This is a genomic window from Chryseobacterium sp. HNCC26DJ240 (assembly GCF_057180485.1).
In genome coordinates this window covers 563,085-589,632 of record NZ_JBXUGK010000002.1, presented here as the reverse complement: position 1 = coordinate 589,632, position 26,548 = coordinate 563,085, and the positions used below count along the sequence as shown (strand labels likewise).

General features: G+C 37.4%; 19 protein-coding genes. 14 read left to right on the top strand and 5 right to left on the bottom strand.

Annotation, left to right across the window (positions count from 1 at the left end; all coding sequences use genetic code 11):
- Nucleotides 1-115: 115 nt before the first annotated feature.
- Nucleotides 116-2,377 carry an FUSC family protein gene (locus tag AC2A1G_RS05870; protein WP_484046000.1) on the top strand — a complete coding sequence of 754 codons (2,262 nt, stop codon included), beginning with the start codon at nt 116-118 and terminating at the stop codon, nt 2,375-2,377.
- Here AC2A1G_RS05870 and AC2A1G_RS05865 read toward each other — a convergent pair.
- Together AC2A1G_RS05865 and AC2A1G_RS05860 are read right to left on the bottom strand one after the other, a co-directional pair.
- On the bottom strand, nt 2,358-2,972 hold the full coding sequence (locus tag AC2A1G_RS05865; RefSeq protein ID WP_484045999.1) for a 4'-phosphopantetheinyl transferase family protein: 615 nt from the start codon (nt 2,970-2,972) through the stop codon (nt 2,358-2,360). The genes AC2A1G_RS05870 and AC2A1G_RS05865 overlap by 20 nt on opposite strands.
- A 425-nt stretch (nt 2,973-3,397) precedes the next feature.
- Nucleotides 3,398-3,928 (bottom strand): HugZ family pyridoxamine 5'-phosphate oxidase, encoded by a 531-nt coding sequence (locus AC2A1G_RS05860; protein WP_484045998.1) that lies wholly within the window; start codon nt 3,926-3,928, stop codon nt 3,398-3,400.
- Nucleotides 3,929-4,091: 163 nt separating this feature from the next.
- On the opposite strand from AC2A1G_RS05860, the gene ahcY reads away from it, so the two are divergent.
- From ahcY to AC2A1G_RS05825, 7 genes are all read left to right on the top strand, one after another.
- Nucleotides 4,092-5,408, top strand: a complete 1,317-nt coding sequence (ahcY, locus tag AC2A1G_RS05855) for an adenosylhomocysteinase (RefSeq protein ID WP_484045997.1) — start codon at nt 4,092-4,094, stop codon at nt 5,406-5,408.
- Between the two features lie 786 nt (nt 5,409-6,194).
- The gene (gene yiaA, locus AC2A1G_RS05850) at nt 6,195-6,587 is read left to right on the top strand and encodes an inner membrane protein YiaA (protein ID WP_191738182.1); all 393 of its coding nucleotides are present in this window, start codon (nt 6,195-6,197) and stop codon (nt 6,585-6,587) included.
- A gap of 127 nt (nt 6,588-6,714) precedes the next feature.
- Nucleotides 6,715-8,406: a BspA family leucine-rich repeat surface protein gene (locus AC2A1G_RS05845; RefSeq protein ID WP_484045996.1), complete on the top strand. Its 1,692-nt coding sequence runs from the start codon at nt 6,715-6,717 to the stop codon at nt 8,404-8,406.
- An 18-nt stretch (nt 8,407-8,424) separates the two neighbouring features.
- Nucleotides 8,425-10,233: a BspA family leucine-rich repeat surface protein gene (locus tag AC2A1G_RS05840; RefSeq protein ID WP_484045995.1), complete on the top strand. Its 1,809-nt coding sequence runs from the start codon at nt 8,425-8,427 to the stop codon at nt 10,231-10,233.
- An 18-nt stretch (nt 10,234-10,251) separates the two neighbouring features.
- Nucleotides 10,252-11,919, top strand: coding sequence for a BspA family leucine-rich repeat surface protein (locus AC2A1G_RS05835; RefSeq protein ID WP_484045994.1), 1,668 nt, complete (start codon nt 10,252-10,254; stop codon nt 11,917-11,919).
- Between the two features lie 18 nt (nt 11,920-11,937).
- Nucleotides 11,938-13,611, top strand: coding sequence for a BspA family leucine-rich repeat surface protein (locus tag AC2A1G_RS05830; RefSeq protein ID WP_484045993.1), 1,674 nt, complete (start codon nt 11,938-11,940; stop codon nt 13,609-13,611).
- A gap of 37 nt (nt 13,612-13,648) precedes the next feature.
- On the top strand, nt 13,649-15,367 hold the full coding sequence (locus AC2A1G_RS05825) for a BspA family leucine-rich repeat surface protein (protein ID WP_484045992.1): 1,719 nt from the start codon (nt 13,649-13,651) through the stop codon (nt 15,365-15,367).
- A gap of 245 nt (nt 15,368-15,612) precedes the next feature.
- Here AC2A1G_RS05825 and purE read toward each other — a convergent pair whose 3' ends face one another.
- Nucleotides 15,613-16,116: a 5-(carboxyamino)imidazole ribonucleotide mutase gene (gene purE / locus AC2A1G_RS05820; protein WP_484045991.1), complete on the bottom strand. Its 504-nt coding sequence runs from the start codon at nt 16,114-16,116 to the stop codon at nt 15,613-15,615.
- Between the two features lie 249 nt (nt 16,117-16,365).
- Here purE and AC2A1G_RS05815 point away from each other — a divergent pair, with 249 nt between their 5' ends.
- The 4 genes from AC2A1G_RS05815 to AC2A1G_RS05800 all read left to right on the top strand — a co-directional run bounded on the left by AC2A1G_RS05815 (nt 16,366) and on the right by AC2A1G_RS05800 (nt 20,714).
- Nucleotides 16,366-17,274 (top strand): DMT family transporter, encoded by a 909-nt coding sequence (locus tag AC2A1G_RS05815; RefSeq protein ID WP_484045990.1) that lies wholly within the window; start codon nt 16,366-16,368, stop codon nt 17,272-17,274.
- A gap of 109 nt (nt 17,275-17,383) precedes the next feature.
- Nucleotides 17,384-17,953, top strand: coding sequence for a hypothetical protein (locus AC2A1G_RS05810; protein ID WP_484045989.1), 570 nt, complete (start codon nt 17,384-17,386; stop codon nt 17,951-17,953).
- Nucleotides 17,954-17,959: 6 nt separating this feature from the next.
- Entirely contained in the window at nt 17,960-20,080 is a 2,121-nt protein-coding gene (locus tag AC2A1G_RS05805) for a cation:proton antiporter (protein WP_484045988.1), read from the top strand.
- Nucleotides 20,081-20,183: 103 nt separating this feature from the next.
- The gene (locus AC2A1G_RS05800; protein ID WP_484045987.1) at nt 20,184-20,714 is read left to right on the top strand and encodes a hypothetical protein; all 531 of its coding nucleotides are present in this window, start codon (nt 20,184-20,186) and stop codon (nt 20,712-20,714) included.
- 22 nt (nt 20,715-20,736) lie between these two features.
- Here AC2A1G_RS05800 and AC2A1G_RS05795 read toward each other — a convergent pair whose 3' ends face one another.
- Nucleotides 20,737-21,189: a thioredoxin family protein gene (locus tag AC2A1G_RS05795; protein WP_484045986.1), complete on the bottom strand. Its 453-nt coding sequence runs from the start codon at nt 21,187-21,189 to the stop codon at nt 20,737-20,739.
- Nucleotides 21,190-21,342: 153 nt separating this feature from the next.
- Nucleotides 21,343-23,406, bottom strand: a complete 2,064-nt coding sequence (locus tag AC2A1G_RS05790) for a TonB-dependent receptor plug domain-containing protein (RefSeq protein WP_484045985.1) — start codon at nt 23,404-23,406, stop codon at nt 21,343-21,345.
- Between the two features lie 266 nt (nt 23,407-23,672).
- Between AC2A1G_RS05790 and AC2A1G_RS05785 the strand changes: the two genes are divergently transcribed.
- Nucleotides 23,673-24,860, top strand: coding sequence for a homogentisate 1,2-dioxygenase (locus tag AC2A1G_RS05785; protein ID WP_484045984.1), 1,188 nt, complete (start codon nt 23,673-23,675; stop codon nt 24,858-24,860).
- A 204-nt stretch (nt 24,861-25,064) separates the two neighbouring features.
- The gene (locus tag AC2A1G_RS05780; RefSeq protein WP_484045983.1) at nt 25,065-26,339 is read left to right on the top strand and encodes an acetyl-CoA hydrolase/transferase family protein; all 1,275 of its coding nucleotides are present in this window, start codon (nt 25,065-25,067) and stop codon (nt 26,337-26,339) included.
- The last annotated feature ends 209 nt before the right edge of the window (nt 26,340-26,548 follow it).

Sequence of the window (26,548 nt, the reverse complement as noted above, 5' to 3'; positions counted from 1 at the left end):
TCCTTCTTACCTCTTCCATCTTCCCTCTTCCAACACCTAACACTCCAACCAAAAAAAACACATTTTGTCCAAAAACTAAACCCATCAGTTCACATATAACCCGTATTTTTGCAGTATGAATTATTCTTCTGAGCTCAAAAAATTTGTAACCAGCCAATATGTGTATTCTGCGATCAGAATTACACTGTCTACGGTGCTTCCGTGTTTGGTTTTGGCTCATTTTGGGATGCTCAAAGAATATTTTCTTTTTCCGCTGGGAACCAGTTTTGTTGCGCTCACAGATCAGCCCGGACCATTTATCCGAAGAAGAAACTCATTGACTTTTGCTATTTTCTGTTTCGTCGCTGTAGCCTCAATTGCAAGTCTGGTAAAAGGAATAATCCCTTTGGTCATTTTGGAAATCGTCGCTTTCGGGATGTTTTTTTCACTGATCGGCGTTTACGGACAAAGATTGGCAGCTGTTGGTTCGCTTGCACTGGTTGTTTTGGCGATATTTATTGACGGGCATTTGACAGGAGATAATATTTTTAAAAGTCTGATGATCTTCGCTGCAGGATCTATCTGGTTTTTATTAATTTTTCTTGTTGTGACCACGATTCAGCCTTACAAACTGGCAAGTCAGATGATTGGGGAAAATTATCTTCAGCTTGCAGAATTTTTAAAAATAAAGGCCAATTTTTATCAGAAAAATCCCGATTTCAATAAACTTACAACGCAGGTGATTGCGAAACAGATCGAAATAAAAAATCTTCAGGAAGAAACACGCGAAACTGTTTTCAGAACCAGAACGATTGTCAACGAATCAACAACCATAAGCCGTTTGCTGATGTTGATGTTTCTGAATTCTCTGGATCTGCACGAAAAGCTGATGACCTCAGAGAGTGATTATAAAAAACTTCAGGAAAGTTTTGAAGACACTACTATTTTGGTTAAGATTCATGATTATCTCAATATTCTTTCAGACGAAATTGCCAACATCGGAATTGCGCTGCAAAGCAGTACCAGAGCCAGACCTATTTCGAATCTTGAACTGCATTCTGATGAATTAAACATCAGCTATTTCGAATTGCGAAACAGAGAAATGACTCCCGAAACTCTGGAAAACTTTATGATTCTCCGTCAGATTATGATGCGAATCAGCGAGATTACCAAAGAGATTAGTGAGATCTACAAAGTATTTTCCCAAAACGTAAAACTGGCAAAAAGTCTCTCCACTGGTTTAGATTTAAAGAAATTTATGCCTAATGAGGAAAAACTGAATTTTAAAGTTCTGAGAAGCAATATTTCACTGACCTCATCGCACTTCCGTCATGCCATCAGGGTGACTTCAGCGTTGCTGTTAGGATATTTGGTTTCTCAGCTTCCCTTCATCGAAATCGGTCATACATACTGGATTTTGATTACCGTCGTTGCTATTTTAAAACCCGCCTACTCCATTACAAAACAGAGAAATCTTCTGCGTTTTTACGGGACGGTTGCCGGCGCGGTCATTGCTTATGCGGTTTTGCATTACATTCAAATCAATGCTGTATTGTTTTCTATCCTCTTGGTCAGTATGATTTTATGTTTCAGCTTTCTGAAAGGAAGATATTTCTGGGCTGTCCTGTTTATGACAATGTACGTTTTTCTGAGTTTTAATTTTCTGAATCCGGGAAACGTTAACGTGATTTTCAAAGACAGAATTGTAGATACCATCATCGCCGGAATCATTGCTTTCTTGGTTTCATATCTCATTCTTCCTGTCTGGGAACATACTCAGAATCTGCAGCTGATGAAAAAGTCTGCGGAATCAAATCTCACTTATTTCCACAGCGTAATGTCGAAATTTCTGAATGAAGATTTTGATATGGAAGATTATAAAGTGAAGCGTAAAAATGCTATTATTTCACTTGCCAACCTTTCTGATAACTTCCAGAGAATGATTACCGACCCGAAGAATCAGAGAAAAAAACTGGAAGTGGTGCATCAGTTTGTGGCAACATCCCATTTGATTACGGCCTATACTGCTTCGCTATCTCAATATTCAAAAAATGAAAAAAAATATCCTGAAATAGATTCTGAAAGCTGGACGAAAAAAATTGAAGCAGAAATGAATCAGGTTTCGGTTTTGCTGAATGGCGAAAAAATTCCTGAAACATTGAGAATGGACAGCCGTTTGGAGCCTGAAGACTCTTCCATCGAAGATTTACTCTTAAAAAGAAAAACCGAACTGCTTGAAAAAGAACATTACGATACCAGAGATCCGAATAAAATCTCTCATTTAACGGAACTTAAAAACATTCACGATGTTTTGGAACTGATTTATGATGTAGCCAAAGAGCAGCGAAAAGTAATAGAAACGTACCGCAACGAAGAGATTATTCCTCAACAATCGTAAAGCAGTAGTCATCAAAAAACTCGACTCTCGCTTTCAATTCATCCGAAATTTTATCGTCGTGAACTCTGCATTTTATAGAACGTAGATATTTTAATTCAAAAGGTCTTACTTCGTAATGTTTTTTGAGAGACCAATGCTTTGAGTGATGAATTTTGTACATACTTTCCTTCACGCTCCAGATAATCGTATAAAAAACCACTTCCGTATCGAAAGGAATAAATCCACGTTCGTTTTCGTAGGTAAATTTATCGATAACCCTTAAAATTTTCGGATTAAATTTCTCAATATCAATCCCGATTTTATTTTTTGAAATGGCAATTGCTGCAAACGGAAAAGAATGCGTAATCGAGATTTCGGCATCTTTTGGAGACAAAAACGGTTCTCTTTCTTTATAAAGAATCTTGGAATTTGGTTTCAAACTTTTCAGAAGTTTTCTGACCATTAAAACCTCCAGCAATTTTTTCGGATGATAATCTTTTACTTTTTCGGCATTTTCCGGCTCTAAAAGTTCATCGATATTCAAATCTTCATTCTCGTCGTATTTCCAGACCAGAATGGTGGCGTTATCATCAGAAAAATCACGGTAAAGAGGCATGGGTTTGAAATTATTCGGTAAAAATAGGAAAATTTTGGCGGGAAGCGGGAAGCTGGGTGCCGGAAGTTTTGTGATTCGAATTCTGAAGCGGAAATTTTTGATTTACATTCAAATTTAACACAATATTTAAAAGTTAAATCTTACGCAAAGATTTTACATCCCGCATGCAGCACCCCACACAAAAAAAATCACCTAATCCTAAGACTCAAGTGAATTAATATAATTTAAAGCTAAAACTAATACGGTTAGTTGTGAACATCCATCATCTTACCTGCAAAAACTTCTAGCACCCAGCTTCCAGCATCCCACACAAAAAAAATTCACCTAAATCCTAAGACTTAAGTGAATCTAAATTATTTAAAGAGCTTAAAAGCTAAAGCAGTTAGTAGTCAACTTCCATCATCCATCATCCATCTTCCAGCTTCCTACTTTGCCTGGTGATTCTGATCATTTCTGTGCTCCATGATTTCAAGATTTTCATCTACGAAATATGCACTTCCGAAACCGTTTACGTAAGAACCTTTTACAGGATGAAGTCCGATTAAGATAAAATCTTTCATTTCAGAAATTACCTCAACCACTTTTCCATGAGTTTCTTTCAATTGAGAAACAACTGCGTTCCATGTTTCAGAATCTCTTTCAACCTGAGAAGTTGATGCTTCGATGGTTAGTCTTTCTCTTGCGTAGATCTGTTTTGTAGCAGATTCGTCTTCGATAAACATGATCGAAGTTTTTCTTCCGTCCGCAAGGTTTTTAGTATGCTTTGCCATGAAAGAAACCAAAATATAAAATGTATTGTCTACCTGTACGAATGGTGCATAGCTGGAGTTTGGCGTCCCTTCGGCATCTACAGTTGCCAATATAATGCTTTTTGATCTTTCTACAAGTTCTTTTACTTTCGGGGCAAGTGGCTTTGCCTGTCTTTGAGCTTCTTCCTGAGTTGGAGTATGATTCATATATAAGATTTATTTGTACCACAAAAGTACGTTAATTAGAATTAAAATAAATAAAACTAAGGCTGTAAAATCTCATATCCCTTAAATTTCATGTGTTTTTTTATCTAAATTATATGTTGTAATTTTGCACTTTAAATATTTGAATTTAAATCATTCATAAGATATGAGTACAACAACACAATACGTTCCTTATAAAGTTAAGGACATCTCCCTTGCAGAATGGGGAAGAAAAGAAATTACCCTTGCTGAAGCAGAAATGCCAGGTTTGATGTCTATCCGTGAAGAATACGGACCGTCTCAGCCTTTGAAAGGTGCTAGAATCGCGGGATGTCTTCACATGACGATCCAGACTGCAGTTTTGATCGAAACTTTGGTTGCTTTGGGAGCTGAAGTTACATGGTCTTCTTGTAACATTTTCTCTACTCAGGATCACGCTGCTGCTGCAATTGCTGCTGCAGGAATCCCTGTTTACGCTTGGAAAGGTCTTAACGAAGAAGATTTTGACTGGTGTATTGAGCAGACTCTTTTCTTCGGAGAAGACAGAAAGCCATTGAACATGATTTTGGATGATGGTGGAGATTTAACAAACATGGTTTTCGACAGATACCCTGAATTCACAAAAGATATCAAAGGACTTTCTGAAGAAACGACTACAGGAGTTCACAGATTGTACGAAAGAATGAAAAACGGAACTTTGGTAATGCCTGCAATCAACGTAAATGATTCAGTGACTAAATCTAAGTTTGATAACAAATACGGTTGTAAAGAATCTGCAGTAGATGCGGTAAGAAGAGCAACTGACATCATGTTGGCTGGTAAAAGAGTGGTAGTTTGCGGATACGGAGACGTTGGTAAAGGTACTGCTGCTTCTTTCAGAGGTGCCGGTTCTATCGTTACTGTAACTGAAATCGACCCAATCTGTGCTTTACAGGCTGCAATGGACGGTTTTGAAGTGAAAAGATTAGATACTGTAGTGGATAACGCAGATATCATCATCACAACTACAGGTAACTTCAACATCGTTAGAGGAGAGCATTTCCTTAAAATGAAAGACAAAGCTATCGTTTGTAACATCGGTCACTTCGACAACGAAATCGATATGGCTTGGTTAAACGGTAAATACGGTCATACAAAATCTGAAGTGAAGCCACAGGTTGACATCTATACTCTTGAAGAAGGTAAAGAAATCATCATCCTTGCAGAAGGTCGTTTGGTAAACTTGGGTTGCGCAACTGGTCACCCATCTTTTGTAATGTCTAACTCATTCTCTAACCAGACTTTGGCTCAGATCGAACTTTGGAACAATTCTGAAGCTTACGGAAACGAAGTATATATGTTACCAAAACATTTAGATGAAAAAGTTGCAGCCCTTCACCTTAAAAAATTAAGCGTTGAGTTGGAAGTTCTTTCTACTGAGCAGGCTGAGTACATCGGTGTAGAAGTACAGGGACCTTACAAACCGGAATACTACAGATATTAATTATCGGTAATGAGCAATTGGTAATGTGCAATCATTGCCAATCATCAATATACAACGCTTCGGATTTTTCCGGAGCGTTTTTTTATAGAAATTTTCTCAAACACACCTTGTCTCCTACTCTCCCATTCTTAAACTCTCAAACTATTAAACTCTTAAACTCTTAAACTTAATTAGGAGCTATTCCCGCTATCCGCTGTATCTTTTGTGTCATTGCAAACAAAGTGAAGCAATCTGTTAAACTTTTTCGCAATCGCAATAACAAAAAAGGATGCCGCTGCTATCGGTGCCAGGCCATGATTGCGCGTACACCACCCCGTCAAAAAATCAAAGATTTTTTGACACCCCTCCAGAGGAGGGGAATTGACACGAGTATTAATTATCCTGATTTCGGATTAAGCTTAAAGTATAAATTTTTATAGACTCAGATCAATAGCGTCGGGCTTTAGCACGATCTTTCTTATGATGAGCATTAAAGCTTTAGCCGAAACTTAACGATAGATTTTGGCTACAACCAAATGTATATCTCTTTACATAAATGGGCTAAAGCCCATTCCTATCGAATTATAAAATCTTTGTTATCTCCGATTCAGGTTATTGAAATATATTCTCTACTAATTAAAAGATATATTATCAAGTTTCAATTAGTGTAAACAACTTATTTTAAAATTGAAACTTACACATACAAACTACACTTTTCCAATAAAAGTGATAAAATCCACTTTTCATAAGATGCATTCACAAAAAAATAATATATTTGGTATCAATAATAAACAAAAATAACAATTAATGAAAAAACAGGGAGTTTCAACCGCATTCGTAGCCGCATCGTGGGTTGCACTGGGTGCAGGAATGATCGGATTTATTGTAGGATTGGCAAGAGCCGAAATGCAGCTTAACGAAAAAGGATATTATTTCACCATCCTTCTTTACGGTTTATTTGCGGTAGTTTCTCTACAGAAAGCCGTCCGTGACAGATTAGAAAACATTAAAGTAACTGATATTTACTACGGAATCTGTTGGTTTGCGACACTTTCCTCTATCGTTTTACTGGCAATCGGTCTTTGGAATGCCACTATTTTACCAAGTGAAAAAGGATTTTACGGATTTGCATTTTTGCTGGCATTGTTTGGTGCCATCGCCGTCCAGAAGAATACAAGAGACAATATGACTCAGGAATAAAACCACAAAACCCACCAGATTCGGTGGGTTTGTTTTTTTTTGCTATCTTTATTTCACAAAATAATGAAAATTAAAATTGTATTTTTGATTATCATTTCTTTTTACACCAAATTAAATTTTGATTAATATGATTGCAGGAAATTACAATTTAAAAACAAAGCTTACGACTCTTCTTCTTCTGGTATTTTCGTTTCAGCTGGTGACAGCTCAGAGCGAATTTATCACAACGTGGAAACCCGGCAATACTCAGATTCCAACGGTAACCAGTACGCCTTTTTTATCATCAAATACTCAGGCATGGATGCCCATTCGAGATACAGACTTTACAGTGTATTGGGAAGAAGTAGGTTTTCCGGCTCATCATGCAACCCTTAACAATTTAAATTCTACACAGTATATCTTATTAGATTTTGGCACGGCACACAATCCCGTTCCCGCTAATGCCACTTATCAAGTAAAAATAAGTAACGGAAACGTAAACCGAATGCTCTTCAATGAGATTATTCCTGGAAACAGTATCAATAATCTTTTAGGAGACACCTCAAAAATTATTGAAATCAATCAGTGGGGGTCTGCGGTATGGTCATCGATGGCTAATTCATTCGCAGGCTGTTCAAATTTAGATTTAAAAGCCACAGATTCTCCAAACCTTTCTTTGGTAACAGATATGCAGTACATGTTTTCAGGCTGTATATCATTAGTTGGAAATCCATCAATAAACAACTGGGATACCTCTCAAAACACCAAACTGGACGCTACTTTCCATGGGTGTGTACTTTTCAATCAACCCTTAAACAACTGGAACACCTCAAATGTGACCAGCATGGGCGTAACTTTCATGATGGCTCAAAATTTCAACCAACCGCTATCGAATTGGGATACTTCTGAAGTAACCGATATGACCTCCATGTTTTTTATGGCGAAAGCTTTTAATCAACCTATAGGAAACTGGGATGTTTCAAAAGTGACAGATATGGAATTTATGTTCTCAAATGCATGGCAGTTTAATCAGAATATCAGCGGTTGGAATACAGGAGAAGTTATTTTAATGAATCACATGTTTCAAAACGCAAAAGTATTTAATCAGCCTATCGGAAGCTGGAATACCTCAAAAGTAACAACTATGCAGGGAATGTTTGGGACTGCAACTGCTTTCAACCAACCCATCGGAAACTGGAACACCTCAAGTGTCATTCACATGCTCGGTATGTTTCAGGGAGCTACGTCTTTTAACCAAAGTCTTGCCGGATGGAATACTTCCAACGTCATTAGTTTGAATAATCTTCTTACAAATGCTGTAAGTTTCAATCAAAATCTTGGTAACTGGAATCTTTCATCACTGACTTCCGCTTATGGAATGTTTCAGAATTCAGGGTTAAACTGTCAGAATTACGACAACACACTTTACGGATGGAGCCAAAACCCTGCAACACCCAATAATATCAACATCAGCAGTGCATCACCGATGATTTATACACATACGGCAGCGGTAACGGCGAGAAATTACCTCATCAGCAACAAAGGATGGACGATAACAGGAGATTCTTACGATGACAAATGCCTTTCTGCTCTTTCCACTAAGGAAAATACTATCAAAAATGATTTTAGTTTTTACCCAAATCCAGCATCAGATTTTATTTATTTAAAAAATTTAAAAGATGGCGTGAGCTACAAAATTTTCGACACCAGCGGAAGAATTGTTTCACAGAATAATTTAGATAAAAATCAAATCGACATCAGAACATTGATGAAAGGAAATTATATCATTCAGCTGAAAACCAAAACTTCCATGAAGAACTTTAAATTTATAAAGAACTAACACCAACCAAAATATAATATGAAAAAGTCACTATTTACTTTAATCATCACGTTGCTGTGTTTCTTTCCGAAGGCACAAAATGAATTTATCACGACATGGAAGCCAGGTAATGAATCTACACAACAGATATCCAGCGGCGTTATATCCACCTCTACACAGATTTGGTTTCCGGGAAGAGGAAATAATTTTAATGTTTCTTGGGAAGAAATAGGACATCCTTCTCATAACGGCAGCCTATCAAACATCTCTTCTGCCCTGAATTTTCTAATTGATTTTGGAACTCCACAAAATCCGGTGGCAGCAAATGCGACTTATCGTGTAAAGGTAAGCAACGGAAATGGAACTTTTCAAAGGATGAAATTTTATCAACCAGTAGGTTCTATTTTTTTTGGAGATGCAAAAAAAATCTTAAAAATTGAGCATTGGGGAAATATTATATGGGACAATATGGATTTTGCTTACGCATCATGCCCAAATTTGGATATGACCGCAACAGATACTCCAAACCTAACCCAAGTTACAAGTTTCGAAAGTATATTTTTTTCCTGTACTTCTCTTGTAGGCAACAGCAGTTTTAATAATTGGAATACATCAAACGTGACAGATTTACAGGCTGCATTTTCAAACTGTCTATTATTTAACCAACCTCTTGGTAATTGGGATACTTCTAATGTGACAAGAATGATCCTGACATTCGCAATGTCACCATCTTTTAACCAGAATATAAACAACTGGGACACTTCAAGTGTTCAAGCTTTTAATGCAATGTTCCTTAATGCAAGCACGTTCAACCAACCTTTAGAAGATTGGGATACGTCTAGTGCCATAGAGATCGAATTGATGTTTTCAGGGGCTGTTTCATTTAATAAACCTATAGGAAATTGGAATACTGCAAATGTTGTGGATTTTCAAAGAACTTTCCTGAATGCACCCGCTTTTAACCAGCCTATAGGAAATTGGGACACTTCGAGTGGAATTTACATGAATTCCATGTTTCAAAATGCTACGGCTTTTAACCAGAACATTGCAAATTGGAATACCGGAAACGTTATACATTTAAACAGTATGTTTCAGAATGCAACATCCTTTAACCAAAATATCAACAATTGGAATACCTCAAATGTTACATCAATGAATTCTATGTTTCAAAATGCATCGGCGTTTAACCAAAATATAAACAATTGGAATACATCAAGTGTAACATTAATAAATTCTATGTTTCAAAATGCAACTGCATTCAACCAAAATATTTCTAATTGGAACACTTCACAGGTAAGCAACATGAGCAATATGTTTACAGGCGCTACAGCTTTCAATCAAAATCTTGGCAACTGGAATCTTTCATCACTGACTTCTGCTTCCGGAATACTTCAGAATTCAGGTTTAAACTGTCAGAATTACGACAGCACACTCTACGGATGGAGCTTGAATCCTGCAACTCCCGGCAATATCAACATCAGCAGTGCATCACCTATGATTTATACCCATCCGGCAGCCGTAACGGCAAGAAACTACCTCATCACCAACAAAGGATGGACGATAACGGGTGATTCTTACGATGACAAATGCCTTTCTGCCCTTTCCACAAAGGAAAATACTATCGAAAATGATTTTAGTTTTTATCCAAATCCTGCATCAGATTTTATTTATTTTAAAAATTTAAAAGATGGCGTGAGCTACAAAATTTTCGACACCAGCGGAAGACTTGTTTTACAGAATAATTTAGATAAAAATCACATCGACATCAGAACATTGATGAAAGGAAATTATATCATTCAGCTGAAAACCAAAAGCTCCGTGAAGAACTTTAAACTTATAAAGAAGTAACACCAATCAAAATATTATATGAAAAAGTCAATATTTACTTTAATCATCACATTACTGTGCTTCTTTCCGAAAGCACAGAATGAGTTTATCACCACCTGGAAGCCCAGCAACACCCAAAACATTCTTCCTAACAATCCACCTTTCCCATCGTCCGCCACACAGGCCTGGGCACCTTTCCACGGAACAGATTTTACAATTTACTGGGAAGAAGTGGGCTACACTTCTCATAATGCCACGCTTAATAACGTGACTTCGCAATATCAGGTTTTACTGGATTTCGGCACACCACTCAATCCTATTCCTGCAAACGCTACTTACACGGTAAAGGTAAGCAACGGCACCGGTAATTTTCACCGCATTTCTTTTAGAGATGATATCCTCAATCAGAACAGTAGTTTGGGAGATAACGCTAAACTTGTGGGAATTAATCAGTGGGGATCTACTGCGTGGTCTACCATGAAAAACGCATTTAGCGGATGTCTTAATTTAAACATGACGGCTACCGATATTCCCAATCTCAGTGCTGTAACCGACATGTCTTCAATGTTTTCTGGCTGCTCGTCTATGACAGGCAATAGCTCTATCAATAACTGGGACATTTCCACAGTGACTAATTTACAGGGCACTTTCATTTCATGTACTCTCTTTAATCAGCCTATTGGAAACTGGAATACAGGCAATGTACAAAACATGGGTGCCATGTTCCTGATGTGCCAAAATTTCAATCAACCCATCGGGAACTGGGATACTTCTAAGGTTACTGCGATGGATGCAATGTTTAACAATGCCAGAAACTTCAATCAGCCAATTGGTAGCTGGAATGTTTCCAGCGTTGATGAAATGGAGTTTATGTTTTCAAATGCCTGGGCTTTTAACCAACCGATCGGAAACTGGGATGTTTCCGGCGTATGGCAAATGAACAATATGTTTGTTAATGCAAAAGCTTTTAATCAACCTATAGGAAACTGGAATACCTCAAGCGCTACAATCATGAACGGAATGTTTACGAACGCAACAGTTTTCAACCAGCCCATCGGAAACTGGAACACTTCAAATGTGACAAGTATGTATAATATGTTTCAGAACGCCTTAGCTTTTAACCAAAATATTGGAAGCTGGAACACTTCACAGGTGACCACCATGCAAAATATGTTTATGGGAGCTGTAAATTTTAATCAAAACTTAGGCAACTGGAATCTCAGCTCACTCCTGTTTGCGAGTGCTATATTTCAAAATTCAGGTTTAAACTGTCAAAACTACGACAGTACATTGTATGGATGGAGCCAAAATCCTGCAACACCAAATAATATCGGTATCAGCAGTGTAGCACCCTTGATCTACACCCATCCGGCAGCAGTTACAGCAAGAAACTACCTTATCAATAATAAAGGATGGGCAATTACAGGAGATTCTTACGATGACAAATGCATTTCTGCGCTTTCCACACAGGAAAATACCATCGAAAATGATTTTAGTTTTTATCCTAATCCTGCATCAGATTTTATTTATTTTAAAAACTTAAAAGATGTTGTGAGCTACAAAATTTTCGACATTAGCGGAAGGCTGGTTATGCAAGGTGATTCAGAAAAAGACCGAATTGATGTTAAAAATTTAGCAAAAGGAAACTATATACTTCATATCATAATGAATAAAACAATAAAAATCCTTAAAATTGTAAAGAATTAACATTAAATAAAAAACGATATGAAAAGGTCGGTCTTTACTTTAATCATTTTGATGTTTTGTTTCTTTTCAAAAGCACAAAACGAGTTTATTACCACTTGGAAACCTGCCATTTACCCAAATCAATCAGCTGCGAATGTATCTTCCCCATCAACCACATTTCAGGCATGGGCTCCTTTCCGCGGCAACAATTATACTATTTACTGGGAAGAAGTAGGCTATCCATCGCACAACATGACGATGACTAATGTAACTTCTACCCATCAGGTACTTTTAGATTTCGGAACATCGTTAAATCCCCTGATTCAAAATGCTACTTACAAGGTAAAGGTAAGCAGTGGAAACGGTAATTTTCACGGTATTTCTTTCCGGGATGATTTTCAGAATATGAGTCAGAATCTGTTTCATGGAGACGCTTCCAAGATTATAGAGATTAATCAATGGGGTAATGCTGTGTGGTCTTCTATGAGAGGAGCTTTCTTTGGATGCAGAAATGTGAACATGATTGCTACAGACATCCCAAACCTCAACAATGTTTCAGATATGTCTTATATGTTTGGAAATTGTGAAGCACTTACAGGAAACACCACTTTCAATAACTGGAATACATCTGCCGTTACTACTCTAGCAGGAATCTTCAGTGGTTGTTTACTCTTTAACCAACCTATCGGAAACTGGAATACGTCTAATGTACAGAATATGACAAGTACTTTCTCATTGGCTCAAAACTTCAATCAGCCTATCGGAAACTGGAACACTTCAAACGTGACCACAATGACAAGCATGTTCAACACCGCCAAAAGTTTTAATCAGCCCATCGGCAGCTGGAATACAGCCAGTTTAACAAATGTAAGTTATATGTTTTCGAACGCCTGGGCATTTAACCAACCCATCGGAAGCTGGAATACTTCTCAGATTAATACCATGGAAGGAATGTTTGCATGGACCAAGGCCTTCAGCCAGCCCATCGGAAACTGGAATACGTCTAATGTGACGACTATGAATTCTATGTTTTTTACGGCCACCGCATTTAATCAACCCATCGGAAACTGGAATATCTCTAATGTCACTACAACCAATGGCATGTTTTTCACAGCAACTGCTTTCAATCAGGATCTCAGCAACTGGAATACTTCACAGATGACCAATATTCAAAATATGTTCAACGGAGCTTCAAGTTTTAATCAGAACCTGGGAAACTGGAATCTCTCATCTCTTCTTTTGGGACAGGGACTGTTTTTTAATTCCGGCTTAACCTGCCAAAACTACGACAGTACGATCTACGGATGGAGCCTGAATCCCGCAACTCCCAATAACATCAGCCTCCAGAGTGCATCGCCAATGAAATATTCACACCCTTATGCAGTCACAGCCAGAAGCTACCTCATCACTTCAAAAGGCTGGTCGTTCACAGGAGACACCTACGATCCTACCTGTGAATCTGATCTGTCAGTTTCTGAAGCTACTAAAACAAGCGAAATTTCAATCTATCCAAATCCGGTTTCAGATTTTATTTATGTTAAAAATTTAAAAGATATTGACAGCTACAAAATTTTAGATACAAGCGGAAGAATAGTTTTGCAGGAAAAATTTAATGAAGATAAAATTGATGTAAAAAGTTTAACTAAAGGAAATTATCTCCTTCAGATCAAAACCAAAAACGATGTGAAAAATTTAAAATTTATTAAAAATTAAAATATTTCTAAACCAAATCACCTTATACCAAAGATCTATGAAAAAATTATTTTCGGTCATACTTTTAGTATTAACATTTCAAGTCTTTCAGGCGCAAAATGAATTTATTACAATCTGGGAGCCCGGATTTACGACTACTCCTGCAATCACTGTAAACGCACCTTATCAGGCAGGTATCAATCAAATCTGGTTTCCCGGCATAGGAGAAAATTACACCATTGAATGGGAAGAGGTAGGCTCTCCACAAAACAACGGCATAATGACCAATGTAACATCCACAAGCCAGGTTCTGATAGATTTCGGACCTGTTAAGGAAGGCAGCAATGGACCCACAAGATACAGGGTAAAAGTATCCAACGGAAATGGTATTTTCAGACAGATTAAATTTGCCAGCTATTTGCCTTTAAACCCAAACATCGAAGTAAATGTTCCCATTCTTCAGTTTTATGGTAATGTAGAAAAAATAAGAGAAATTGAACAATGGGGAAATATTGTATGGAGCTCTATGCAATGTGCATTTACCAATTGCCAGAAGTTGCAGCTTACGGCTACCGATTCACCCAATCTCAGCATGGTTACAGACGCGTCACTCATGTTTTACAGAGACTTTGAATTTCTGGGAGCAAGCTCAATGCAAAACTGGGATACTTCCAACATTCAGAATTTCAGTTTTATGTTTGCATCGCATTATAACGGGTTAAATTTTTCAGTCAACGCAAATCCTTTTAATTCCCCGTATATAACCAACTGGGATATGTCTTCAGCTACAAATTTAAGCTACATGTTTACCGGAAAAGGTCTTTTCAATCAAAACCTCAACAGCTGGGATGTTTCGAATGTGCAGAAAATGAACTGGATGTTTACTTTCTGTACAAACTTCAATCAGCCGCTGAATAACTGGAACACAGCAAGCCTTCAGGATATGCATTATATGTTTGGTCATGCCTCAGCATTTAATCAGCCTATCAACAGCTGGAATACTTCTCAGGTGATCAATCTTAACCGTACGTTTGCATATGCGGCAGCTTTCAATCAACCTTTAGATGCATGGAATGTGGGGACTGCGACAAAAATGACAGAGACATTTACACATGCGACAAGTTTTAATCAGCCACTTAATTCATGGAATGTAGGTAATGTAACCAATATGAGCGGTATGTTTCATACAGCTTCAAGTTTTAATCAGCCATTATCATCATGGAACACAAGTAAAGTTACCAGTATGTGGGGGATGTTTAAAGATGACAGCAGTTTTAATCAATCTTTGGAAACCTGGAATTTATCAGCATTGCTTCAGGCACAAAATATGTTTTCGAACACAGGTTTAGACTGCGTAAATTACAGCAAAACCTTGTCTGGCTGGGCAGACAATCCTGCAACTCCCAATTCTATAGACTTAGGAACTGCTTCTCCTCTGGTGTACGCAGCCAATATTGTCCCTAAAAGAAATTTCCTCATCAATAATAAAGGCTGGACGATAACCGATGATACAATGGGAACCTGTGTTTTATCTACAGGGGAAATCCGAACCGGGACAGATTTTTCAATTTACCCAAATCCTGCATCCGATTTTATATACTTTAAAGATTTAAAAGACGGTCTGAGCTACAAAGTTTTCGACAACAACGGCAGAATTGTTTTGCAGGGAAAATTTAATGAAGATAAAATTGATGTGAGAAATTTAACCAAAGGAAATTATCTGCTTCAGATCAAAACCAAAAGCGATATGAAGAATCATAAGTTTCTTAAACAGTAGCATTTTTACCTGCTTACCATCTTATTAGGCTTCAAAGCTGAAATTCGAACGGTAATTCAGGGGAAAGTTTAAAACACCCGTGCAAGAGACCTTCCCCTAAGGGAGAAAGCGCAAAACGCCCGTGCAACAGACTTTCTCTTAATGAGAAAACGCAAAGCACAGGTGCGACAGACTTTCTCACAAATTAGTCAGAGAAATAATCTTAAAGTAAACAAAACCCGCTAAGCAAGCGGGTTTTGTATGAATTAAATATCGAAATGATTGGGATGTTTAGATTTAATATCATCCACCGTTCCCAAAACTTTATCTTTCAAAGCATCCTGATATTTCTGAAGATTCTCGGAAACTGCTTCGTCTGCACTTGCAATAATTTTTGCTGCCAGAATTCCTGCATTCAAAGCTCCGTTCAAAGCGACGGTCGCCACCGGAATTCCGCCCGGCATCTGAAGAATCGACAAAACAGAATCCCATCCGTCAATAGAATTGCTGGATAAAATAGGAACTCCAATTACAGGCAGTGTAGTACAACTCGCTACCATTCCCGGAAGATGTGCCGCTCCTCCGGCCCCTGCAATGATGACTTTCAGACCTCTTTCTTTGGCTGTTTTGGCATAGTCAAACATTCTTTCGGGCGTTCTGTGGGCAGAAACCACTGTCAGTTCGTAAGGGATATCGAGTGATTTTAAAAATGTTGCTGCCTGTTCCATGATCGGCAAGTCGCTCTGACTTCCCATTATTATTCCTACCATTTTTGTCAGTTTATTAGATGGCTCAAAGATAAACATTCGAAATTCAATATTCAAGGTTTAAAATTTAGGGTTTAGGGTTTAGGGTTTAGGGTTTAGGGTTTAAAATTAAAAACTATTTTAATTGAAATATTAAAACACTACATCATTAAACGACCAAACTACTAAACAATTAAACCATTAAACAACTAAACCGTCACCTCCTCCTCCACTCCCCAAAAATCTCTATCTTTACCGCTACAATTCTCTGTCTTGAAAGATCTCAAACTCACCTTAGCCATTCTCACCGTTGCCATCGTCTGGGGAACCACTTTTTTATCGATACGTGTTGCTGTGGAAACCATTCCAGGATGGTTTGTGGCAGGGATCCGTCAGTTTCTGGCTGCTATTATCATGATGCTGATTCTTCTTTACCGAAAGGAATTTAAATGGATTGGCTGGAACAACCTTAAATATCAACTTATTTTCTCAACGCTCATGCTCATTGTTGCCAACGGAATGACGACGGTGGCAGAAGAAAGAGTAACGAGCAGTCTCGCATCTCTGGTCAGTGCCTGTTCTCCGATTATCGTTTTTCTGGGAAGCATTGCAATCGGTCTGCAAAAGTTCAGCTTCAGGGCAATGACGGGTATCATTCTCTGCTTCAGCGGAATTCTTTTCATCTTTTGGGACGGTTTGAATGACCTTGCCAATCCGGAATATCTTTTGGGTGTGATTTTCCTGTTTATCGCTATTTTCGGCTGGGCATCAGGAACGATTTTTACAAAGAAACTCAATCTGCAAAGTGGAAATATCACCCTGAATCTCTTCTATCAATTTATCTTTGCCGGAATTGTGCAGCTTTGTTTTGCACTGGTATTTTCAAATGATTACAATTTTGAAAACTGGAGCTTTAAAAGTATTTCAGCGATGCTTTATCTGTCGGTTTTCGGTTCTGTGGCGGCATTTTTTGCCTTTCACTATGCTTTAACTAAAATTTCGCCTGTGCAGGTTTCTATTTTAACTTATTTCAATACGATTATTTCCATTTTCCTCAGCTGGTTGATTTTAAATGAAAATATTTCAGCTAAATTTTTACTGGCTGCAGTTCTGATTATTGGCGGTGTTTTTATCATTAACTATACGCCGGAAATGTTTAAAAGAAAGCAGATTAATCAATAATTTATATCTGAAAAACGATCTGCTTCAGCTACAAAATCACTTAAAATCAGTCCGGACATTTGCCTCTGTCACAATTTTTGCCTATATTTTTAGAACAAAAAAGTGCCTTATGACAAAAAGATCTCCATTTTTACTTCTTATTTTATTTGTGTTTTTCCTCAACTGCAACGACAAAGAAAAAAATCAGCAACTTACCGATCGTGAAAATAAACTTTTGGAGAAGGAAAAACTTTTTGCAACGAAAGAATCAGAATACCAGTCTCTTTTAAAAATGAGAGACAGCATTTTCAGCAAAAAAGATTCTGTGGAAGTCATTAAAGAATGGCCGGCAGAAGTTTTTGGCGCATGGACGGGCAAGGTGATCTGTACAGAATCATCGTGCAGCGACTATGTGATCGGCGATCAGAGAATTGATACATGGGAATTTGACAGTGATTCCACGCAGCTGTTTTCAAAAATCATCAACAATAACAAACTTGTGAGATTATACGCAGGGAAATTTGAAAATAACGAAGTTAAGCTCAATTACAAAACCGATTCAACGGCAGAAAAAGCTGTGGAAATGAATGTTCTTCTGAATGAGTTTTCAGCCAATAAAATTCGCGGTCAGCGCACGGTAAATATCGACAACAAATGCATGGCGAAGTTTTCTGTAGAACTGACAAGAATCTCTAAATAAACACTTATGATTTTAAGCTTACACAATCTCAGCCTGCCTCTTGAGGATCCGGTTCTGAAATTTTTGATTGTTCTCATCATTATTCTGGCAGCTCCGCTTCTGCTGAATAAAATTAAAGTTCCGCATCTTTTGGGATTGATTATTGCTGGTGCCGTCATCGGCCCCAACGGCTTCAACGTGCTTGCCAGAGACAGCAGCATTGTAGTCACCGGAACTACCGGATTACTCTACATCATGTTTCTCGCCGGTCTGGAAATCGACATGGGCGATTTCAAAAAAAACAAATGGAAAAGTCTGACCTTCGGGCTTTACACTTTTATAGTTCCTTTTGTTTTAGGTTTTGCAGGAGCTTATTATATTCTTGATTTCTCCATTCTTACTTCAATACTGTTTGCGAGTTTATTTTCTTCCCACACACTGATTGCCTATCCTTTGGTGAGCAAGCTGGGCGTGGCAAAAAATCTTTCAGTCAATATAACAGTTGGCGGAACGATGATCACCGATGTTCTTGCATTATTGGTTTTGGCTGTAATAGTCGGGATGTCGCAGGGAGAAGTTGGAACTGAATTTTGGTTAAAACTTTCCGGATCATTTCTGGTATTTGGGTTGATTGTTTTGGTGATTTTTCCGATCATCGGAAGATGGTTTTTCAAAAAGGTGGATGATAAAATTTCGCAGTATATATTTGTTTTGGTGATGATTTATCTCGCTGCACTTCTCGCCGAACTGGCAGGTGTGGAAGCTATTATCGGTGCATTCTTCGCAGGTTTGGCTTTAAACAGACTGATTCCGCATACCTCATCATTAATGAACCGTGTGGAATTTGTCGGAAATGCCATTTTCATCCCTTTCTTCCTGATCAGCGTCGGAATGTTGATTGATTTTAAAGTCTTTTTCAAAAGCTGGGAAACACTGGAAGTTGCGGCGGTAATGCTTGTCGCGTCCATCATCGGGAAGTATATTTCTGCAGTTGCCACCCAAAAAACTTTCAGACTCACCAAAGAAGAAGGAAAACTGATTTTTGGTTTGAGTTCTGCCTCTGCTGCAGCGACTTTAGCGGCTGTTATGGTAGGTTACAACATTATTCTTTCTGAAAGTGAATCCGGAGAACCCGTGAGATTACTAAACGAGCACGTCCTAAACGGAAGTATTTTACTGATTTTGATTTCATGTACAATTTCATCTTTCGTATCGATGTCAAGTGCGCAGAAAATCGCCGAAAGCGAGAATGAAGACACTGTTTCAGGCAATAATCATGAAGAAGAAAATATTCTTTTAGCTTTAAATTACGAGAAAACCGTTGAAAGAATGGTGAACATGGGAATTTTAATAAAGGCTCATTCCAACACCAAAGATATTTTTGCTCTGAATGTCATTAACGAAGACAAAAATGAATCTTCTGTAAAAAATGCCGAGAAACTTTTACATCAGGCAACCGACACAGCGGCGGCGGCGGATGTGAATCTTCAGGCATTAAAAAGATATGACAACGACGTGATTAATGGCGTAAACAATGTCATTAAAGAACAGAAAATCACCGATTTGCTTATCGGTCTTGAAGATGAAAAAGGATTTTCTGCTTCATTTTCGCACAACCTTTATAATGGATATCTGCAAAACGATAATGTGAACGTTATTGTATATCATGCTGCTCAGCCGCTTTCTACCATTAAAAAATACGCAGTGATCATTCCTGAAAATGCTCATAAGGAAGCCGGATTTTTCCATGCACTCGTTCGTGTGTGGAATATTGCAAGAAATTCCGGTGCTACAGTTGTGTTTTATGCAAAAGAAAGTATTCTTGATATTCTACAGAAAATTGTAAAGAAAGCCAATATCGAAGCTGAATTTGTCATTATGAACAACTGGAAGGACGGTGAAGAAACGGCTGCCAAACTCAAAGAAAATGAAGGTCTTATTCTTTTTATGGCCAAACGCGGCATGAAATCTTACCTTCCAAAGATGCGCACGGTTCCCGATCTTCTCAACAGAGATTTGCGTGACAATAATTACTTATTGATATTCCCGTATTCTGAATATCAGGAAGATAATACCGAAAAACGTTCCGTAGGAAATCACGATGATTTTGTGGAAATCGGGAATGTGATTATGAAGATTTTTAAGTAGATTAAATCTAAAACTGCCATTAAAATCAATCAATCGGGAAAAATTTAATTTAGATGTAATAAAATTCTGATTTTAATTGATCATTTTTGTTTATAATAATTTTATGAAAAAGCTGAGTTTTATCTGCATTTTACTTTTTTCAGTATTGAATATTGCGAAAGCACAAACAAATAATCCAGAACTGAACAAAAGTCTGGATGCTTTAAGAAACTGTATTTTTAAAGAAGATTATGAGCAGTTGGCAAAATACACTCACCCTGAAGTCATAAAAATGATGGGCGGAAAAGCCAAAATGATCGAAACCACAAAGACAGCGATAGACAAGATGAAAGCTGATGGGTTCACTTATGAAAGTTTAGGGTTCAAAAATCCAAGTCTGTTTATTAGAAAAGATAATAACATTCAGTTTACGATTACTCAGGAAATTGTTATGCAAACTCCAAAAGGTAGAGTTATGGGAGAATATTCAATCATTGGAATCTCTAATGATAAAGGAAAAAACTGGGTGTTTATTGACACTTCCGGAAAAACTAAAGACGAGATGAAAAAGTACCTTCCATTTTTAAGCGACAAACTGATTTTAAAACCAAAAGTTCAAAAAATGCTTTCCGAGGACGCTGGTCCAACATTTTAATAGTTTTATAAATAGAATCTGTTTAATTCTTTAGTAATTCCCTAAGTTGATTTGATTTTATCATTCCTTCATGATAATAAATCAAATTCTGATTTTCATCTAAAATAATCCACAAAGGATAAACAGGCTGACTTCTATTTTTAGACAAAGCCAAAACCAATTCATGAATTCCTGAATTTCCGTTGGATAAATAATTAAATTCTTTCCCCAGAAAATTAATTTTCTCCTTCGTTTTTTCAGCTTCAAAATTGATGAAATGAAAATTTTCGTTGATGGTTTTTACTAAATCTTTGTCTTTATTTACACTGAAAGATTCGATTTTACAGATGGAGCACCAGTCGGTATAGATGTGAATGATAATCGGTTTCGGATCTACTTTTTGCTTCGCTTCCAACTCCGCAAAAGAAATCGATTTTATTTGCGAGAAATAAAATTGTGGAAGTAATAATATTAAAAACAGTATAGTTTTCATCATAATATCTTGAACCATTAAGCACTATAAGTTGTGAAGTTTTTTAAGAAAATATCTGAGATATTCATTAAGCGATCTGCTTAATTCAGATTTATCTGAATCTTAAGAAAACTTAAAAGCTAAAATATCTTAATGTTTTAAAATCTCTCTAAATCTTTATTTCAAATTATACTTCACACCCAAAAATCCTCTAATCCTCTGCATTGGCGCATATCCATACGTCGTATCAAAAGTATAATGGTTCGGATTATTGATCGGGTCATTCACATTATTATCAAACGGGTCAAACGGCCTCATCAATGGATCTCTCGGTGTAAAATTGAATAAATTCTTCACTCCGCAATACACTTCAAATCCAGAATCAAAAGCTTTCGAAACCTGAATATTCGCCAACGAATACAGCGGAGAATATTCGGGCCTATAATCGTTCGGCAAAACCGGCAATCGCATCGGGCCGTAAAACTGTCCGGTAAAATCTATCGCAAGATTATTCTTAAATTTATAGGTCATACTATAAGTTCCGCTCCATTTCGGTGCATGCAGCTGGCGGGATTTTTCTCTGTCATCATCAAATTTCTGATAAACATCCAGATACGTAACACCCAAATTGACAGTCAGCGGAAAATTAAAACTGAAATCAACATTCATGGAAGCACCTCGGGAAATTCCGTAACCATTTAAATTATCATAAATAATTTTATCAGGTTGAGAATCAAAATCACCGACGATTTTATTACTGAAATAAGTGTAGAAAGCAGACGCATCCACATTAATCAAACGATCACCTGCTGGAATTTTCCAGACATAATTTAAATTTCCATTAATAGATTTTTCAGGCTTTAAATAAGCCTGAATCACCACTTCACGCGAACCTGTCAAAGCAGCATGATCTTCGGTAAATAAATTCACCACTCTGAAACCCGTCCCAAAATTAAACCTGAAAGTATGATAAGGATTTGGAGAAAACTTCCACGCAAAACGCGGAGAATGCACAGCATGATGGACTTTATCGTAATCAAAACGGTAACCCAGCAACACTGTATTTTTTTCATTAATCTCCCACTGATCCTGAATAAATGCTCCAAAAATCGGTGACTTCATCGGCTGATTGGTTACTTCATCCGAAGCCATCGTTCCGGGAGTATTATCATCATAAAATGTCTTTTTGAAAGTCAGACCCAAAATAAAATCATGGTTTCCCAGTTTTTTGTCCCAATAGGTTTGGGCAAACGCAACTTTCTGCAACGCTTCGTAAGGTGTATTTCCGTAAAATGAATTCTGGTCATGGTAATTGTAAGAAAACTGCGTGAAAATCTGTTCTTTCAAAGGCAGCTGATACATTCCGAAAGCCTCTACCCTATTGGTATAAATACTTTCTCCATACACCTCGTCACCGCCACGATGCGATTTATTCCACTGCATTTCTCCGCCAAAACGGTCTTCATATAAATATCTCAGGGCAAAACTTGCCATTCGATTTTCTTTCCGTTTAAAGTTCCATTTATTAAAAACTGAAATTCTGTTTTGAAGCGCTGCATCTGTGAAATTATCTTTATTCTGATCTATTTTTTCATTAAAACTGAAATAATTTAAACTCAGTAAAGACGCCGCATTTTTACCGACATTAAATTTAGTTGAAAGATCTACATTGTTTTCCGCCCACGTGGTTGTCATTAGATTGACGCTCAGTTTTGCAGCAGTTAAGGCATTTTTTGTGATAATATTAATGACCCCACCCATCGCTTCAGAACCGTACAGCGACGAGGCCGGACCTTTTACCACTTCAATTCTTTCAATCAGACTGTTGGGAATTCCACTTAAACCATAAACCGTGGAAAGCGAACTGACAATCGGCATTCCGTCAATCAAAATCATCGTGTAAGGTCCCTCCAAACCGTTTATGTGGATATCTCCCGTGTTACAAACCGAACAGTTTAATTGTGGCTGAACTCCGTTGACCATTGCGATCGCTTCAAAAACACTCGGAGTAGGATTTTTCTGAAAAAATTTCTGACTGTAAATTTCCACATTTACCGGACTTTTAGATTTACTCACAGGCTTAATCGTTCCCGTAATCACCACATCGTCGATATCACTTATTCTCTCCTTTTTTACCGGAATTTTCACTGAGTCAGATTTTTTTATTAAATCTAAACTATCTGTTTCCTGGGAGAAACAAAATTCTGAAAAAAGTATGAAAAAAAATAATATTCGTCGCATGAATTAAAATTGTTAGACAAAACTAACAATTAATTTTAGAATGACAAAACTATTTTTTTACTATGAAAACTTAGCTGTTTTGAACACAGAGAAAATCTTAGATTTTCTTCTAATGTGTTCTAAATATTTTCAAAGAGATAAACTAAAACTAATGTGACTAATGTGTCAAAACTTTTGCATTTAGAGGACTAGATTCGAAGTCAAAAAATGTATCTGCGCAATTCATTAAAAAATATTAAATTTGAGAGTCAACATATAAAAGTAAAATGAGATATCATCATTCGGGAAATATCCCACAAAAAAGGCATACAGTTTTCAAATCTCCGGAGGATAAATTCTATTACGAACAGCTTTTCGGAACGGAAGGTTTTCACGGAATTTCTTCTCTGCTCTATCATATTCACCGTCCGACGCAGATCAAATCGATTGGCGAGCCGAAAGACGTTGCTCCAAAAATTGCGGTTGATAAAAACGTGACGCCAAGAATGTTTAAAGGAATGAATGTGACTCCTGAAGACGATTTTATGGACAGCCGAAAGTTTCTGATGGTGAACAACGACCTGAAAATGGGATTGTCGAAGCCAAGGAAATCGATGGATTATTTCTACAAAAACGCCGAGTGCGATGAACTTTTATATGTTCACAATGGAAGCGGAATTTTGAAAACTTTTGTCGGAAATCTTGAATTTTCATTTGGTGATTATTTGATTATTCCCAGAGGCACAATTTATCAGGTGGAATTAAATTCTGATGACACTGTATTTTTCGTTGTTGAAAGTCACTCTCCAATTTATACTCCAAAGCGTTACAGAAACGAATTCGGGCAGCTTCTGGAACATTCTCCGTTCTGCGAAAGAGATATCATCGCACCGACTTTTGTGGAACCGAAAGACGAAAAAGGCGATTTTTTAATTAAAGTAAAAAAAGAAAACCAGATTACCGATTTCATCTATGCAACGCATCCGTTCGATGTTGTGGGTTGGGATGGTTATTTTTATCCTTACAAATTCAATATCAAAAACTTCGAGCCGATTACGGGAAGAATTCACCAACCCCCGCCTGTACACCAAACCTTTGAGGCACACAATTTTGTGGTTTGTTCGTTCTGTGCGAGAATGTACGATTACCATCCAATGGCAATTCCTGCACCTTACAATCACTCGAATATCGATTCTGATGAAGTTTTATTCTACACGGAAGGTGATTTTATGAGCCGAAACCACATCGATTTAATGGATTTCACACTCCATCCAGGCGGAGTTGTTCACGGACCTCATCCTGGAGCAATGGAAAGAAGCATTGGGAAAAAATTCACTGAAGAATATGCGGTAATGGTCGATCCTTTCCGTCCGTTAAAAATTACTGAGGAAGCGATGAAAGTTGAAGATCCTTCTTATAAAACTTCGTGGCTGGAAAGTGAGGATCATAGTTTGGAGGACAGGTCGCAGGAATAGTTTTGCTTTTGGCGATTGGCTGATGGCTTTTAGCTTTAAATTAAATAAATGATGAAAGGATTGAATGTGAAAGTTCAATCCTTTTGTGTTATAATTGGGAAAAACATGACAAATATCTCTATCGCTTAAAACAAATATTTAGATTTATTCTAAACAATTAGACTTATCTTTAGATTATTAAAGTAAACGATAAAAAATTTCATTATGTATAATTATATCAGTGCAGAAGAAGCTATTTATACCATTAAAAGCGGTAACCGTGTTTTCTTCCATGGAAGCGCATGTACGCCAAATCATTTGATTGATGAGCTGGCAAGGCAATCTCACCGTCTGGATAATGTCGAAATGGTCTCCATTACCCAACAGGGAAATGTGGAAATCGCAAAACCTGAGTACAAAGACAAATTTTTTGTGAATTCACTTTTTGTTTCTACGCCGGTGCGTGATGCAGTCAATTCTGACCGCGGAGATTTTGTTCCGGTTTTTTTAAGTGAAATTCCAATCTTATTCAGAAAAAATATTCTACCGTTGGATGTTGCTTTGATTACGGTTTCGCCACCTGATAAACATGGTTTCTGTACATTGGGAACTTCCGTTGATGTTGCCAGAGCAGCCGTCGATACCGCAAAAATCATTGTTGCCATTGTAAATCCTTTGATGCCAAGAACCCACGGCGACGGAATGCTTCACATCAGTAAAATTCATAAATTGGTTTGGCATGAGGAAGAACTTCCGACCGTGGATTACGGAGCAAAAGTCGGTCCGGATGAAATGCTCGTTGGCAAGAATGTAGCTGAACTTATCGATGACAGATCGACCTTACAAATGGGTATCGGAACTATTCCTGATGCTGTTTTAAAATGCCTCGGAAATCACAAAGACTTAGGTGTTCACACTGAAATGCTGAGTGACGGCGTGATCGATTTAATTCAAAATGACGTTATCAACAATAAATACAAGGGTTACAATGACAATAAAACCATCACAAGTTTCTGCTTCGGGACGAGAAAATTATACGATTATGTTGATGACAACACCGTATTTTCTTTCGATGATGTAAGCACGGTCAATTTCCCGATTAATATTATGAGAAATCATAAAATGGTTGCCATCAATTCTGCCATTGAAATCGATTTAACCGGGCAGGTCTGTGCAGATTCTATAGGAACCATGCAGTACAGCGGTATCGGCGGACAAATGGATTTTATGCGTGGAGCAGCATTAAGTGACGATGGAAGACCAATTATTGCCATCACCTCAAGAACGAAAAGAGGCGTTTCAAGAATTGTACCTTTCCTCAAACAGGGAGCCGGAGTTGTGACGACCAGAGGTCATATTCACTGGGTAGTCACGGAATATGGAAGCGTTTACTTGTATGGAAAAAACCTCAGACAAAGGGCTCAGGAATTAATCAGTATTGCCCATCCCGATGACAGAGAAATGTTGGAGAGAGCGGCGTTTGAGAGGTTTAAACATTGAAATAGATATTAATCTTTGACACATAAGTCACATAGTTTTTAGTTTAAATTATTGAGGATATTTTAGAGCACATGAGATTTAAAAAAATCAAAGATTTTTATGAGTAATAACCGAAAATCTTTGATTTTCTCTGATGTGGTCTGAAATATTTTCAAACCGTCAGGAAACCTAATGTGACTTATGTGTTTATAAGTTTGTGAGCTCCAAAT

What these genes read in the sequence shown, in the direction of transcription:
- AC2A1G_RS05860 (WP_484045998.1), bottom strand. Translation starts at nt 3,928, where the DNA reads ATGAATCATACTCCAACTCAGGAAGAAGCTCAAAGACAGGCAAAGCCA.
- yiaA (WP_191738182.1), top strand. Translation starts at nt 6,195, where the DNA reads ATGAAAAAACAGGGAGTTTCAACCGCATTCGTAGCCGCATCGTGGGTT.
- AC2A1G_RS05825 (WP_484045992.1), top strand. Translation starts at nt 13,649, where the DNA reads ATGAAAAAATTATTTTCGGTCATACTTTTAGTATTAACATTTCAAGTC.
- AC2A1G_RS05805 (WP_484045988.1), top strand. Translation starts at nt 17,960, where the DNA reads ATGATTTTAAGCTTACACAATCTCAGCCTGCCTCTTGAGGATCCGGTT.
- AC2A1G_RS05780 (WP_484045983.1), top strand. Translation starts at nt 25,065, where the DNA reads ATGTATAATTATATCAGTGCAGAAGAAGCTATTTATACCATTAAAAGC.
- AC2A1G_RS05840 (WP_484045995.1), top strand. Translation starts at nt 8,425, where the DNA reads ATGAAAAAGTCACTATTTACTTTAATCATCACGTTGCTGTGTTTCTTT.
- AC2A1G_RS05865 (WP_484045999.1), bottom strand. Translation starts at nt 2,972, where the DNA reads ATGCCTCTTTACCGTGATTTTTCTGATGATAACGCCACCATTCTGGTC.
- AC2A1G_RS05790 (WP_484045985.1), bottom strand. Translation starts at nt 23,406, where the DNA reads ATGCGACGAATATTATTTTTTTTCATACTTTTTTCAGAATTTTGTTTC.
- AC2A1G_RS05785 (WP_484045984.1), top strand. Translation starts at nt 23,673, where the DNA reads ATGAGATATCATCATTCGGGAAATATCCCACAAAAAAGGCATACAGTT.
- AC2A1G_RS05870 (WP_484046000.1), top strand. Translation starts at nt 116, where the DNA reads ATGAATTATTCTTCTGAGCTCAAAAAATTTGTAACCAGCCAATATGTG.
- ahcY (WP_484045997.1), top strand. Translation starts at nt 4,092, where the DNA reads ATGAGTACAACAACACAATACGTTCCTTATAAAGTTAAGGACATCTCC.
- AC2A1G_RS05795 (WP_484045986.1), bottom strand. Translation starts at nt 21,189, where the DNA reads ATGATGAAAACTATACTGTTTTTAATATTATTACTTCCACAATTTTAT.
- purE (WP_484045991.1), bottom strand. Translation starts at nt 16,116, where the DNA reads ATGGTAGGAATAATAATGGGAAGTCAGAGCGACTTGCCGATCATGGAA.
- AC2A1G_RS05845 (WP_484045996.1), top strand. Translation starts at nt 6,715, where the DNA reads ATGATTGCAGGAAATTACAATTTAAAAACAAAGCTTACGACTCTTCTT.
- AC2A1G_RS05810 (WP_484045989.1), top strand. Translation starts at nt 17,384, where the DNA reads ATGACAAAAAGATCTCCATTTTTACTTCTTATTTTATTTGTGTTTTTC.
- AC2A1G_RS05835 (WP_484045994.1), top strand. Translation starts at nt 10,252, where the DNA reads ATGAAAAAGTCAATATTTACTTTAATCATCACATTACTGTGCTTCTTT.
- AC2A1G_RS05830 (WP_484045993.1), top strand. Translation starts at nt 11,938, where the DNA reads ATGAAAAGGTCGGTCTTTACTTTAATCATTTTGATGTTTTGTTTCTTT.
- AC2A1G_RS05800 (WP_484045987.1), top strand. Translation starts at nt 20,184, where the DNA reads ATGAAAAAGCTGAGTTTTATCTGCATTTTACTTTTTTCAGTATTGAAT.